Raw genomic sequence first — 13,725 nt, 5'->3', positions numbered from 1 at the left:
CGGGCCCCGGGCCCCTTAAGCTGGTTCCATACTCCGGGCAACCTCCAGAAGGGGCGGTACAGGTGAGCGCCAGCGGCACCGCGGCGGCCGGACAGGTCGAGCACATGCTGCGTCAGGTAACGCCCGGGCGCTACGACGCCTACGAGGCGTTGCTGCACGCCCTGGCGACCCCCTCCTCCGGCCAGGTCTGGATGCTGCTGTGGCACGGCCAGGCCGGCTCCCCCGACGCCCAGTACGGGAACATGGAGGTCGAGGGCCACGGCTACGCGCCCTGCGTCACCTCCGCCCAGGAGCTGTCCGCCAGCGGCTGGAACCGCTCCTACGAGGTGGCCGACGGCCTCGACGTCGCCCGCACCCTCTACCCCGACCACTTCGGTCTCTGGCTCAACCCGCACGCCCCCGGCGGCGGCCTCGGCATCCCGTGGCTCGACCTGCGCCGGATCGCCTCGGGTCTGGAACGCCAGCCGGCCGGACCGCTCAGGCTGGCCGAGCCCGGCATCGAGATCCCGCAGTTCTACGCCCTGCTCGCGCAGAACGCCCACCGCACCCCGGCCGTCCGCTCGCTGCGCCGCGCCTGGGTGCAGCCGGCCCACGGGGCGCCGTACCTCGCGATCGGGCTCGACGTCTACGACACCTCGCCGCCGGCCGTCGACTCGGTGCGGGCGATGATGCAGCAGTCGATCGGCGCCGTTCCGGACGGGCTGCCCGTCTCGACGGTCGCGATGAGCGACGAGAACGATCCGGTGGCGATGTGGATGCGGGCGAGCGCGCGTCCGTTCTACGACCGCGAGGCCCATGTCGCGCCGGTCCAGTCGCCGGCCGCCGGGTACGGCTACCCGCCGGTGCAGGGCGGTTACTGAGAGGGCGCCTCCGGATCTTCGCGCGTAGATCGACCCGAAAGATCGGTAGATGTCCGTTAATTGGTGATTTCACACGCGTCCGACCCCCGTTACCCGCAGTCCGGATAACGGAACCCCTCTACCCGCATCACGTTTGCGCATCCATTCGCCGTCAAGTCTGGTCGCAGATCGCCAAAGCGTTGAAGACTCCCGCACCAGGGGCCTTCTGTCCCTGTGTACGACGGACTGATGACGCCGCTACCAGCGGCAAGTGCGGGCCGGCTACCGCCGGTTGAGAGGGGTCCCTGCCTGATGACGGCACCATTGCACGAGCCGACCGCGGAAGCGGCCCCGAGCCCGGCCGAGGAAGCGGCGGTCGCGAATGCCGGGGTGAAGGCCGTACAGGGGCGTTCCCTGGGGCGGATCGCCTGGGAGCGCCTCAAGCGGGACAAGCTGGCCCTCACCGGCGGCGTGGTCGTGCTCGTCCTCATCGCGCTCGCCCTGCTCGCGCCGGTGATCACCCACCTGCTCGGCCAGGACCCGGACGCCTACAACGAGAGCCTGATCGACCCCCTCTTCGGCACCCCCAAGGGGTCGCTGGGCGGCATCAGCGGCGACCACCTGCTGGGCGTCGAGCCGGTCAACGGCCGCGACATCTTCTCCCGCATCCTCTACGGCGCCCGCGTCTCCCTCCTGGTCGGGTTCCTCTCCGCCATGGTCGCCGTCGTCCTCGGTGTGATCCTGGGCGTCCTGGCGGGCTTCTTCGGCGGCTGGATCGACTCGGTCGTCAGCCGCGTGATGGACGGCCTGCTGGCCTTCCCGCAGCTCCTCTTCACGATCGCCCTGGTCTCCGTCATGCCCGGCAACCTGCTGGGGATGAGCGGCTCGAACGTGCGCGTGTTCGTGATGATCCTGGTCATCGGCTTCTTCGGCTGGCCCTACATCGGCCGCGTGGTGCGCGGCCAGACGCTCTCGATGCGGGAGCGCGAGTACGTCGAGGCGGCGCGCTCGCTGGGCGCCGGGCGGCTCTACATCCTCTTCAAGGAACTGCTGCCCAACCTCGTCGCCCCCATCATCGTGTACACGACGATGATGATCCCGACGAACATCCTCACCGAGGCGGCGCTCAGCTTCCTCGGCGTCGGCGTCAAGCCGCCCACCTCGTCGTGGGGCCAGATGCTCTCCAGCGCGATCGACTACTACGACTCCGACCCCATGTACATGGTGGTCCCGGGTGTCGCGATCTTCATCACCGTTCTTGCCTTCAACCTCTTCGGCGACGGCGTCCGGGACGCGCTCGACCCGAAGGCGTCCCGCTAGACCGCGCGCCGCACCTCACCTGTCCCGTGGCCTCGCCCACGGGGTCTCTCATCAAATCCGGAGGAACCGAGATCGTGACTACCCAACGCACTCCCAGGCGGCGCAGGCAGGCAATCGCCGCCGCCGGCGCGGTCGCCGCGCTGCTGACGACGGCGGCGTGCGGCGGCGGCGACGACAACACCGGCTCGAAGACCGGCGCGGCCGGTTTCGACGCGGCGAACAACAAGGTCGCCCAGGCCTCCGAGGTCAAGAAGGGCGGCACGCTGAAGTTCGGCAGTGCCCAGGACGCGGACTCGTGGGACACCACCCGCGGCTACTACGGCTTCATGTGGGACTTCTCCCGCTACTACAGCCGTCAGCTGGTCACGAACAGCCCGAAGCCCGGCAAGGACGGCGCCTCGCTCTCTCCGGACCTCGCCACTGGGCTCGCCAAGGTCTCCGACGGGGGGAAGACCTACACGTACACCCTGCGTGACGGCAGCACGTGGGAGGACGGCAAGCCGATCACGTCGAAGGACGTGAAGTACGGCATCGAGCGCGTGTGGGCGCAGGACGTGCTGTCCGGGGGGCCGACGTACCTGAAGGACGTCCTCGACCCCAAGGGCGAGTACAAGGGCCCCTACAAGGACACGTCCAAGGACAAGCTCGGCCTGAAGGCCATCGAGACGCCGAACGACAAGACCATCGTCTTCAAGCTGCCCGAGGCCAACTCGGACTTCCAGGAGATGCTGGCCCTGACCTCGGCCTCGCCGGTCCGCCAGGACAAGGACACCAAGGCCAAGTACGGTCTGCACCCGTTCTCCTCGGGCCCGTACAAGTTCCAGTCCTACAGCCCGGGCAAGAACCTCACCCTGGTGCGCAACACCGAGTGGAAGCAGTCCTCGGACCCGATCCGCAAGGCGTACCCGGACAAGATCACGATCGACTTCTTCTCGGACGCCAACCAGCTCGACCAGCGTCTGATCAACGGTGACCTGGACCTGGACCTCGCCCAGACCGGTCTCTCCCCGCAGGGCCGCACCACCGCCCTCAAGGAGCACAAGGCCAACCTGGACAACCCGGTCTCCGGCTACATCCGGTACGCGGCCTTCCCGCAGAGCGTGAAGCCGTTCGACAACGTCGAGTGCCGCAAGGCCGTCATCTACGGCGCGGACCACGTCTCGATCCAGACCGCTCGTGGCGGCCCGGTCGCCGGTGGCGCCATCGGCACCAACATGCTCCCGCCGTCCGTCCCGGGCGCCGAGGGCCAGAAGTACGACCCGTACGACATCGCCGGCGCCGACAAGAACGGCAACGAGGCCAAGGCCAAGGCCGCGCTCAAGGCCTGCGGCAAGCCGAACGGCTTCAAGACCACCATCGCGGTCCGCAACAACAAGCCGGTCGAGGTGGCCTCCGCGCAGTCCCTCCAGGCGTCGCTGAAGAAGATCGGCATCATCGCCGACATCGACCAGTACGACGGCTCGCAGACCGCCGGCATCATCGGCAGCCCCTCGAACGTGAAGAAGAAGGGCTACGGCATCATCATCATGGGCTGGGGCGCCGACTTCCCGTCGGTCCAGGGCTTCGGTCTGCCGCTGTGGGACAGCAAGTACATCCAGCAGAGCGGCAACAACAACTACGCGCTCATCGACGACAAGAAGATCGACGGTCTCTTCGACTCGTACGTGACCACGCTGGACAGCTCCGGCAAGGCCAAGATCGCCACCGAGATCAACCACAAGGTCATGGAGGGCGCGTACTACCTGCCCTTCACCTTCGAGAAGTTCATCAACTGGCGCTCGGACAACCTGGCGAACGTGTACACCTCCGACGGCTACAGCGGAATGTACGACTTCGTCAACCTCGGCCTGAAAAACCCCAAGAAGTAAACCCGGCACACCCGCCGAACGGCACGAAAGGCAGGTGAAGGCCGGCGCGGCGTGACCGCGGGCCATCGGACGACCTCCGGTGGCCCGCGGTCCGCGGCGGGCCGAGAGCTGTGCTCGCTTACCTCATCAGGCGGTTGTTCGCCGCCGCAGTGATGCTCGTGGTCATCATCATGGTGGTCTTCAGCATCTTCTTCCTTGTCCCGAAGTGGGCGGGCGTCGACATCGCTCTCAGCTTCGTGGGCAAGCAGGCCGACCCTGCCGCCGTCGAGGGCGTGCGCGAGAAGCTCGGTCTGGACACCCCGATCTACGCCCAGGTCTGGGAGTTCTTCAAGGGCATCTTCGTCGGCCGCACCTACACGGGCGGCGGCGACACCATCCACTGCGCCATGCCCTGCTTCGGCTACTCCTTCCGCAGCGAGCAGGCCGTCTGGCCGGTGCTCACCGACCGCTTCCCGGTGACCCTGGGTCTCGCGCTCGGTGCCGCCGTGCTGTGGCTGGTCTTCGGCGTCGCCGCCGGTGTGCTCTCCGCGCTCAAGCGGGGCACCCTGTGGGACCGGGGCGCGATGGTCGTCGCCCTGGCCGGTGTCTCCCTGCCGATCTACTTCACCGGCCTGCTCAGCCTGGCGGTCTTCGCCTTCGGGCTGAAATGGTTCAACGCGCAGTACGTGCCCCTCGACCAGAGCTTCACCGGCTGGTTCGGCGGCATGATCCTGCCCTGGGTCACCCTGGCGTTCCTCTACGCGGCCATGTACGCCCGGATCACCCGCGCGACGATGATGGAGATCCTCGGCGAGGACTACATCCGCACCGCCCGCGCCAAGGGCCTCAAGGAACACACCGTCATCGGCAAGCACGCCATGCGCTCCACGATGACGCCGATCCTGACCATGCTCGGCATGGACCTCGGCGCCCTCATCGGCGGCGCGATCCTCACCGAGTCGACGTTCAACCTGCCCGGTCTTGGCCGCGCGGTCCTGGACGCCATCCGCAACCAGGACCTGCCCATCATCGTGGGCGTCACCCTGATCACATCTCTCGCGGTGCTCGCCGCCAACCTCGTGGTGGACATCCTGTACGCCGTGATCGACCCCCGAGTGAGGCTCTCGTGACCGACCTCAGCAAGAGCGGAGCGGCCGTGGGCGACCCCACCCCCGCCTCGCCCGCGCCGACCTCGTTCCTCGAAGTACGCGACCTGAAGGTGCACTTCCCGACCGACGACGGCCTGGTCAAGTCCGTCGACGGGCTCAGCTTCCAGCTGGAGAAGGGCAAGACCCTCGGCATCGTGGGCGAGTCGGGCTCCGGCAAGTCGGTGACCTCGCTCGGCATCATGGGCCTGCACACGGCGGGCCAGTACGGCAAGCGCAAGGCACAGCTGTCCGGCGAGATCTGGCTGGACGGCACCGAACTGCTCTCCGCCGACCCGGACCACGTGCGCAAGCTGCGCGGCCGCGAGATGGCGATGATCTTCCAGGACCCGCTGTCGGCGCTGCACCCGTACTACACGATCGGCCAGCAGATCGTGGAGGCCTACCGGGTCCACCACCCCGTCGACAAGAAGACCGCCAAGCGCCGCGCGGTCGAGATGCTCGACCGGGTCGGCATCCCGCAGCCGGACAAGCGGGTGGACAGCTACCCGCACGAGTTCTCCGGCGGTATGCGCCAGCGCGCGATGATCGCGATGTCGCTGGTCAACAACCCCGAGCTGCTGATCGCCGACGAGCCGACCACCGCCCTGGACGTCACCGTGCAGGCGCAGATCCTGGACCTGATCCGGGACCTCCAGAAGGAGTTCGGCTCCGCGGTCATCGTCATCACCCACGACCTGGGCGTCGTCGCCGAACTCGCCGACGACATCCTGGTGATGTACGGCGGCCGCTGCGTCGAACGCGGCCCCGCCGACAAGGTGTTCTACGAGCCCCGCCACCCCTACACCTGGGGTCTGCTCGGCTCGATGCCGCGGCTCGACCGTGAGCAGCAGGAGCGCCTGATCCCGGTGAAGGGCTCCCCGCCCTCGCTGATCAACATCCCGTCCGGCTGCGCCTTCAACCCGCGCTGCCCCTACGCCGACGTCCCGAAGGACAACGTCACCCGCACGGTCCGCCCCGAGCTGAGCGAGGTCGACAGCCGGCACTGGGCCGCCTGCCACATGACGCAGGAGCAGCGGGAGCGTATCTGGACCGAAGAGATTGCGCCGAAGCTGTGAGCGAGAAATCCAAGGACGCGGCCGTGACCATCCCCGCGCAGGACGAGGGCGCTCGCCCCGCCGGGGACGACCGCGAGATCCTGCTGAAGGTGACCGGGCTCCAGAAGCACTTCCCGATCAAGAAGGGCCTGCTCCAGCGGCAGGTCGGCGCGGTGCACGCGGTCGACGGCATCGACTTCGAGGTCCGCTCCGGTGAGACCCTCGGCGTGGTCGGCGAGTCGGGCTGCGGCAAGTCGACGATGGGCCGCCTGATCACCCGGCTGCTCGAACCGACCGGCGGCACGGTCGAGTTCCAGGGCCAGGACATCACGCACCTCGGCATGAGCGGCATGCGTCCGCTGCGCCGCGATGTGCAGATGATCTTCCAGGACCCGTACTCGTCGCTGAACCCGCGCCACACCATCGGCACGATCGTCGGCGCCCCCTTCAAGCTCCAGGGCGTCACCCCCGAGGGCGGCCTGAAGAACGAGGTGCAGCGGCTGCTGTCGGTGGTCGGGCTCAACCCCGAGCACTACAACCGCTATCCGCACGAGTTCTCCGGCGGCCAGCGCCAGCGCATCGGCATCGCCCGCGCGCTCGCCCTCAAGCCGAAGCTGGTCGTGGCCGACGAGCCGGTCTCCGCGCTCGACGTGTCGATCCAGGCCCAGGTCGTCAACCTGCTGGACGACCTCCAGCAGGAGCTGGGCCTGACCTACGTGATCATCGCGCACGACCTGTCGGTGGTCCGGCACGTCTCGGACCGGATCGCGGTGATGTACCTCGGCAAGATCGTGGAGCTGGCCGACCGCGACTCCCTGTACAAGGCGCCGATGCACCCGTACACCAAGGCGCTGATGTCGGCGGTGCCGATCCCGGACCCGCGCCGCAAGGACGCCAAGAGCGAGCGCATCCTGCTCCTGGGCGATGTGCCGTCGCCGATCTCGCCGCCCAGCGGCTGCCGGTTCCACACCCGGTGCTGGAAGGCGACGCAGATCTGCACGACGACCGAGCCGCCGCTCCTGGAGCTGAAGCCCGGTCAGCGCGTGGCCTGCCACCACCCGGAGAACTTCGAGGACCAGGCCCCGCAGGACACCGTGCTGCTGACGGTGGCCAAGGAGGCGGCCGAACTGGTCGCCGACGAGGTGCTCGCCGAGTCGGCGGAGACGTCGGCGGCGGTGGCGGCGGAGGTCGCGGCGGAGGTCGGGGCCGACCAGGAGGCTTCCGGGGCGACGGACGCCGGTGGCGCGGAGGCCGAGACCGCGTCGACCGACGAGCCCGAGGCCGACGTTTCCGGCGAGCGGAAGCCGACCGGCACACAGGAGTCGACCGACAAGTAACACAGCTTTGTAAAGTCATGGACATGCCCGAATGGGAGAGTTCAGAGTCGTCTGCGTCCGCATGATCGGTACGCGCGAAAGGACGACCCATGAAACTCTCCCGTTCGGCACGTCGGGGGGCGGTCGCCGTGGCGGCTGCCTCCTTCTTCGTCATCGCCGCCGCCCCGGCCCCCGCACCCGGCGCCCCCGGCATCGGTGACCCCTACTTCCCGGAGCTGGGCAACGGCGGTTTCGACGCCCGGCACTACGCCCTCGACATCGGCTACGACCCGGACACCGACCGCCTCGACGGCCGGGCCACGCTCACCGCACGGGCGACGGAGAACCTCTCGTCGTTCGACCTGGACCTCCAGAAGCTGACCGTCAGCCGGGTCGACGTGGACGGCAGGCGGGCCGCGTTCACCCGGGACGGCGACGAACTGCGCGTCACCCCGGACCGGTTCTTACGCAAGGGCCGCGACTTCCAGGTCACCGTCGTCTACGGCGGGATACCCGAGCCGCTCACCGGGCCGATCGTCTTCGGTTCCGACTACGGGTGGATGAAGACCGACGACGGCGTATTCGTCGCCTGCGAGCCCAACGCGGCCTCCACCTGGTTCCCCTCCAGCGACCACCCCTCCGACAAGGCCACCTACGACATCCGCATCAAGGCCCCGAAGGGCCTGACCGGCATCTCCAACGGCCGCCTGGTGTCGACCTGGGACCGGGGCGGCTCGACCTACTCCCACTGGCGCGAGACCGAGCCGATGGCGCCCTACCTCGCCACCGCGACCATCGGGAAGTTCGACGTCAGGACCGGCCGGACGCCCGGCGGCACCCCGATCTACGTGGCGATCGACCCCGTTCTCGCGGACAGCAACAGCGTCGACGTGTACGGCGTGACGGCCGCCGCCACCGACTACTGGTCGACGCTCTTCGGGCCCTACCCCTTCGAGGAGACCGGCGCGATCGTCGACGACATGCCGCAGGCCGGGTTCTCCCTTGAGGTGCAGAGCAAGCCGGCCTACTCGGCGGTGCGCGACGAGGACACGATCGTGCACGAGCTGGCCCACCAGTGGTTCGGTGACTCGGTGTCGGTGGACACCTGGAAGGACATCTGGCTCAACGAGGGATTCGCGACCTACGCCGAGTGGCTGTGGGCGGAGCACCGGGGGACCGGCACCGCGCACGACCTGTTCCGCGCCGCCTACGACGCCCGCCCGGCCGACGCCGCCTTCTGGAAGACCGTCGTCGCAGACCCGCAGCGCGACACCATGTTCTCCTCCGCCGTCTACTGGCGCGGCGCGATGACCCTCCAGATGCTTCGCGAACGCATCGGCGACCGGGCCTTCTTCCAGCTGCTCCCGGCCTGGACGGCGGCCCACCGGCACGGCAACGCGAAGACCGCCGACTTCATCGCGCTGGCCGAGAGGATCTCGGGACAGCAGCTCGACGACCTCTTCACCACCTGGCTGACCACCCCGGGCAAACCCGCGCTGTAGCCCGCGACCGGCCCCACCGGCACGAGGCCGCCGGTCGGCGCCGTTGTCGTTCCACGTAAGAATGTGGCGTGCTTCTGCAACTGTTCAGTCCCTCCGTCCAGCACACCCTCGACGTCGTCGGGATCTTCGTGTTCGCGATCTCCGGCGCGCTGCTGGCCGTCCGCAAGAACTTCGACGTGTTCGGCATCGCCGTGCTCGCCGAGGTCACCGCGCTGGGCGGGGGACTGTTCCGGGACCTGATCATCGGGGCCGTGCCCCCGGCCGCCTTCACCGACCTCGGCTACTTCCTGACGCCGCTGCTCGCCGCGCTCCTCGTCTTCTTCCTCCATCCCCACGTGGAGCGCATCCAGGCCGGGGTGAACGTCTTCGACGCGGCCGGGCTCGGACTGTTCTGCGTCGCCGGCACGGTGAAGGCGTACGAGTACGGGCTCGGCCTCACCGCGTCGGCGGTGCTCGGCATGGCCACCGCCGTCGGCGGCGGGGTGCTGCGGGACGTGCTCGCCAACGAGGTGCCGTCGCTGCTGCGCTGGGACCGCGACCTCTACGCGGTCCCCGCGATCGTCGGCTCCACGATGGCCGTCCTGTGCATCCGCTACGACGCCCTCACCCCGCTGACCAGCGCCGTCGCCGTGGTCACCGCTTTCGTCCTGCGGCTGCTCGCGATGCGGTACCACTGGCGAGCGCCGCGTGCGTGGCACCGCCGCTCGACGGTGCGCGAGGAGTAGTACCGGCCGCGGCGAGCCGGTGGCCGCCCATCTCCTGGGTCAGCCAGCGGAACGCCGGGATCACCTGGGGCCGCCATAGCGCCATGGTGTGCCCGCCCGCGCTCTTCGGGATGTACACCACATGCACGGTCGTCGGCGCCTTCGCCGCCTGCTCCAGGGCGACGGCCGCCTCGTAGCCGTCGTGCGGCTGGCCGGAGAGGTAGAGCGCGATGTTCGGCGGGGTGAGGCGCTTGCGCAGCAGCAGGTAGGGGTTGTTGGCCTCGCGCAGCGCGAGGGTCTGGGCGGCCAGCGAGTCGCGTTCGCCGATCGGGTCGTTGTAGCCGGACATGCTGACCGAGGCCAGGTAGCGGTCCGGGTGGGCGATCGCCAGCTTGGTCGCGCAGTGCCCGCCCGCCGAGTACCCGGCCGTCGCCCAGCCCTTCGGCGCGGCCTGGGCGCGGAAGTTGCCCAGGACCATGTCCGGCACGTCGACGCTGAGCCAGCTGTCGGCGTTGACCGTGCCGGGGATGTTGGCGCAGCCGGTGTCCACGCCGGCCAGCAGGCTGGTGCGCGGGGCGACCAGGATGAACGGCGCGACCTGCCCGTCCCGCATCAGCGGCGCCAGCTGCCGGGTCGCGTGCAGCGACCCGAACCAGGCCTTCGCCGACCCGGGATAGCCGGGCAGCAGCTCGACCACCGGGAACGTGTGGTGGCGGTAGGCCGGTTCGCGGTACTGGGGCGGCAGCCAGACGTAGACCTCGGCGTTCACGCCGGAGACCCGGCCCTTGAGCTGGGTGACCTCGACGCCGTTCATGCCGGGTCCGGTGGCCGCCTGGAAGCGCTGGCGCACCTTGGGCAGGCGCTTGAGCGCTATGCCGCCGGTGCCGTCGGCGCCCAGGTCGGCGGCCTGCTGCACATGGGTGCCGGTGCCGAGCAGGTCGGACCAGTTGTCGTAGAGGCTGTTGGCGTTGTTGACCAGGACGAAGACCAGGGCGACGGCGGTGCCCTGGGCGAACAGCAGCATCAGCATCCGGGCCGCGCCGCGCAGGGCCCGGGGACCGCGCAGGCGGGACCAGAGGCCGAGGGGGAGGGCGAGAGCGATCGCGAACAGTACGACCAGCGTGTAGAGGAACGGAGTCCCGGTGAGGCTCATGTCCCGATAGAGGGGGAAGCGGAGGTCCTGGTTTAGGGCGAGAGCGGACACTTACCAAGAAATTGCCGCGTCCTCACCCGGGCCCGTCCCTCGGGTGCGCTCCGGCCCCAGAGGGAAAAGCTACCGCTCAGTAGTTCACCCTTGTACTGTGGCTGGCATGTCAGACGCCGCCTTCCTGCCCGCCGTCCGCGCCCCGATCGGCGCCGGTGAGTTCGACCGGGACAGCGCCCTCACCCCGCGCGGCCCCGGTGTCTACGACATCGACCTCGGGCACGGCTGGACGATCCTGGACACCGTCAACGGCGGCTTCCTGCTCGCCGTCGTCGGCCGCGCCCTCGGGGACGCCCTGCCGCACCCCGACCCCTTCACGGTCTCCGCGCACTACCTCACCGCGACCGTCCCGGGCCCGGCCGTGGTGCGCACCGAGACCATCCGCGCCGGCCGCACCCTCTCCACCGGCCAGGCCTCCCTCTTCCAGTACGACGAGAACGGCGCCGAGGTCGAGCGCATCCGCGTCCTCGCCTCCTACGGCGACCTCGACGCCCTGCCCGACGACGTCCGCACCACGGCCAGGCCGCCGGAGCTCCCGTCGGCCGAGGAGTGCGTCGACTCCCAGGACGGGCCCTCGCCGACCGACTGGCCCATCGCCGAGCGGCTGCGGCTCCGGCTCGACCCCGCCACCCTGGGCTGGGCGACCGGCCGGCCGTCCGGCAAGGGGGAGACCCGGGGCTGGCTGGGGCTCGCCGACGGCCGGGACCCGGACCCGTTCTCCCTGCTGATGGCGGTGGACGTGCTGCCGCCCACCGCGTTCGACCTGGGCCTGACCGGCTGGGTCCCGACCGTCGAGCTGACCGTGCAGGTCCGCTGCCGCCCGGCGCCGGGACCGCTGCGCGTGTCGATCGTCACCCGCAACTTCGCCGGCGGCTTCCTGGAGGAGGACGCCGAGGTCTGGGACAGCGCCGACCGACTGGTCGCCCAGTCCCGCCAGTTCGCCCGCGCCCGCCTCGGCTGACCGGCCCCCGGCCCGCCAACTGCCCTTGAGTGGCGGCCCTTTCGGGGGGCCCGGCGGGCCGAGGCGAACGTCCGGGAATCTCACCGGAGTTGGCGCGAGCGTCCGCGTTCCGTCACGGACCTGTACCAGCGCCCCGCCCGCCCCGGCCGACGAAACGCCTGCTCAGAGACGGTAATTGGGATTCCCTTTACCCTGCTGACAGGCCGCCCACAGGGCAGGCCCAACGACTCCCTAAGCGCCGTTGATTGAGTTCGTCTCTCAGAACTCCCTCATCTTCCATGGAGCTGTTCCTCATGAAGCGTGTGCGTCTTCTTCCTGCCGTGGCCCTGCTGGCGCTCTCGCCTCTGGCCCTCGCCGCGTGCAGCTCGGGCGACTCGTCCTCCTCGACGACGTCGAAGACCGGCGGCTCCGGGCAGTCGTCGTCCCAGTCCTGTCAGCAGCCCTCCGGCGCCCCCACCGGCGACGCCTCCGGCAAGCCCACCGGCGCCGCGCCCTCCGGGGCCCCCACCGGCACGGCGAAGCCGACCGGCACCCCCACGGGCATGCCGTCCGGCGCCCCGGGCGGCGCCGAGGGTGGCCAGGGCGGCGCCCCCGCGGGCGGCCAGGGCGGCGGCTGTGGCGGCGCGGGCGGCGGCCAGGGCGGTGCCATGCCGTCCGGCGCCCCGAGCCAGGGCACGAAGAACTGACGCGACCTCTCACGGCAGCAGGGCGGCCCTCCCGACCACGGGGGAGGGCCGCCCTCGCGTTTCCCGGCGGGGGCCTGGGCGTTCCGGGTCAGTCCAGCCAGTGGGTGCGGCCGATGCTGATCAACCGCAGCTGCTGAGAGGCCAGTTGGGCGACGCGGGCGCGCTCAGGGGCCGAGTCCGCCGGGGTCTCCAGGAACAGGGAGGCGGTCAACAGCATCTGGTCCACGTAGAGATGGGCCAGCATCAACAGGTCGTCGTCGCTCCAGCCCCGCGCCGCACGGTCGTTGGCCAGCTCGGCCTTCACCTCCTCGGCGAAACGGGCCAGTTGCTCCCGGATCGCGTCCCGCACCGGCTGCACCCCGCCGTGCCGCTCGCGCGCGATGAAACGGACGTGGGCGGGATGGGCGTCCACATGACCGGCGATCAACTCGACGGCGCGCGCGATGCGTTGCTCGCTGTCGTCGCCCGGCGAGACCGTGGTGCGGATCATCGGGTGCAGGCTGTCGAGCGCCTCCTCGACCAGGGCGACGCCGAGATCCGCGGTGGAGCGGAAGTGCCGGTAGAAGGCGGTCGGGGCGACACCGACGGCCCGGGTGACCTCACGCAGCCCCAGACTGCTCAGGCTCTGCTCCTCCAGCAGCCCGAGCGCCGCGTCCAGGAGCGCCTGCCGGGTCTTCTGCTTCTGGGCCTGCCGGGCGCCGAGACTGTGACTCATGTCATCCAGTTAACAACTGTTCTCCCGAATTGAAAAACCGCCCGGCGCGCTAGACTCGAAAGTCAGTGAACAACTGTTACTACAACTGTTCACCGGAACGACCCGCACCACCCACGCGACGCGCACCACCCGTACGAACCGCACCACTCGCACGACCTGAACGCCACGTTCGACACGAGAGGCGCCCCCGAGGTGTCTCGGAGGGGGAGTCTTCCCATGCTGTTCCTCGTCGCCGCGCTGCTCCTGCTGGGCGTCGTCATGGGCACCGTGGCCCACGCGCCCACCGACGTCAGCCTCGTCGCCGCCGCCGTCATCGGCCTCTGGCTCGCCGTCTTCGCGCTCCGCGAGCGCCACAGCCGCAAGCGGGCGGCGGCCGACACCTCGTCCGCGCACTGACCCCGTCCCGCCCACCGCCCATACCGCCACCG

The 13,725-nt window shown here is 69.8% G+C and carries 13 protein-coding genes; 11 read left to right on the top strand and 2 right to left on the bottom strand.

From position 1 onward, the window contains the following. The first annotated feature begins 62 nt into the window (after window positions 1–62). The 8 genes from ACIQOU_RS14610 to ACIQOU_RS14575 all read left to right on the top strand — a co-directional run bounded on the left by ACIQOU_RS14610 (window position 63) and on the right by ACIQOU_RS14575 (window position 9,752). Entirely contained in the window at window positions 63–860 is a 798-nt protein-coding gene (locus ACIQOU_RS14610) for an enhanced serine sensitivity protein SseB C-terminal domain-containing protein (protein WP_401537032.1), read from the top strand. 291 nt (window positions 861–1,151) lie between these two features. Next, on the top strand, window positions 1,152–2,159 hold the full coding sequence (locus ACIQOU_RS14605; protein ID WP_401537030.1) for an ABC transporter permease: 1,008 nt from the start codon (window positions 1,152–1,154) through the stop codon (window positions 2,157–2,159). A gap of 74 nt (window positions 2,160–2,233) precedes the next feature. After that, complete coding sequence (locus ACIQOU_RS14600) at window positions 2,234–4,027, top strand: ABC transporter substrate-binding protein (protein ID WP_401537029.1); 1,794 nt, start codon at window positions 2,234–2,236, stop codon at window positions 4,025–4,027. 110 nt (window positions 4,028–4,137) lie between these two features. Then, complete coding sequence (locus tag ACIQOU_RS14595) at window positions 4,138–5,136, top strand: ABC transporter permease (RefSeq protein ID WP_401537028.1); 999 nt, start codon at window positions 4,138–4,140, stop codon at window positions 5,134–5,136. Further along, entirely contained in the window at window positions 5,133–6,230 is a 1,098-nt protein-coding gene (locus ACIQOU_RS14590; RefSeq protein ID WP_401537026.1) for an ABC transporter ATP-binding protein, read from the top strand. The genes ACIQOU_RS14595 and ACIQOU_RS14590 overlap by 4 nt, the downstream gene beginning before the upstream one ends. A 23-nt stretch (window positions 6,231–6,253) precedes the next feature. After that, on the top strand, window positions 6,254–7,546 hold the full coding sequence (locus tag ACIQOU_RS14585) for an ABC transporter ATP-binding protein (RefSeq protein WP_401537025.1): 1,293 nt from the start codon (window positions 6,254–6,256) through the stop codon (window positions 7,544–7,546). A gap of 89 nt (window positions 7,547–7,635) precedes the next feature. Then, on the top strand, window positions 7,636–9,027 hold the full coding sequence (locus tag ACIQOU_RS14580; protein WP_401537024.1) for a M1 family metallopeptidase: 1,392 nt from the start codon (window positions 7,636–7,638) through the stop codon (window positions 9,025–9,027). A 68-nt stretch (window positions 9,028–9,095) separates the two neighbouring features. Then, window positions 9,096–9,752, top strand: coding sequence for a trimeric intracellular cation channel family protein (locus ACIQOU_RS14575; protein ID WP_401537022.1), 657 nt, complete (start codon window positions 9,096–9,098; stop codon window positions 9,750–9,752). On the opposite strand, the gene ACIQOU_RS14570 is transcribed toward ACIQOU_RS14575, so the two are convergent. Then, a complete protein-coding gene (locus ACIQOU_RS14570) occupies window positions 9,661–10,884 on the bottom strand; it encodes an alpha/beta hydrolase (RefSeq protein ID WP_401537021.1) in 1,224 nt (407 codons plus the stop codon). The two genes, ACIQOU_RS14575 and ACIQOU_RS14570, sit on opposite strands and share 92 nt — an antisense overlap. Window positions 10,885–11,041: 157 nt before the next feature. On the opposite strand from ACIQOU_RS14570, the gene ACIQOU_RS14565 reads away from it, so the two are divergent. Then, window positions 11,042–11,896 carry a thioesterase family protein gene (locus ACIQOU_RS14565; RefSeq protein WP_401537019.1) on the top strand — a complete coding sequence of 285 codons (855 nt, stop codon included), beginning with the start codon at window positions 11,042–11,044 and terminating at the stop codon, window positions 11,894–11,896. A 293-nt stretch (window positions 11,897–12,189) separates the two neighbouring features. Next, window positions 12,190–12,582, top strand: a complete 393-nt coding sequence (locus tag ACIQOU_RS14560) for a hypothetical protein (RefSeq protein WP_401537017.1) — start codon at window positions 12,190–12,192, stop codon at window positions 12,580–12,582. An 88-nt stretch (window positions 12,583–12,670) separates the two neighbouring features. On the opposite strand, the gene ACIQOU_RS14555 is transcribed toward ACIQOU_RS14560, so the two are convergent. Beyond that, entirely contained in the window at window positions 12,671–13,297 is a 627-nt protein-coding gene (locus ACIQOU_RS14555) for a TetR family transcriptional regulator (RefSeq protein ID WP_401537015.1), read from the bottom strand. A 216-nt stretch (window positions 13,298–13,513) separates the two neighbouring features. On the opposite strand from ACIQOU_RS14555, the gene ACIQOU_RS14550 reads away from it, so the two are divergent. After that, entirely contained in the window at window positions 13,514–13,693 is a 180-nt protein-coding gene (locus ACIQOU_RS14550) for a hypothetical protein (protein ID WP_401537013.1), read from the top strand. The last annotated feature ends 32 nt before the right edge of the window (window positions 13,694–13,725 follow it).

The sequence above is a fragment of the Streptomyces sp. NPDC091279 genome (genome assembly GCF_044757465.1).
Taxonomy (GTDB): Bacteria; Actinomycetota; Actinomycetes; order Streptomycetales; family Streptomycetaceae; genus Streptomyces.
Note: the sequence above shows the minus strand (reverse complement) of the source record. Positions and strands in the feature narration are given on the sequence as shown.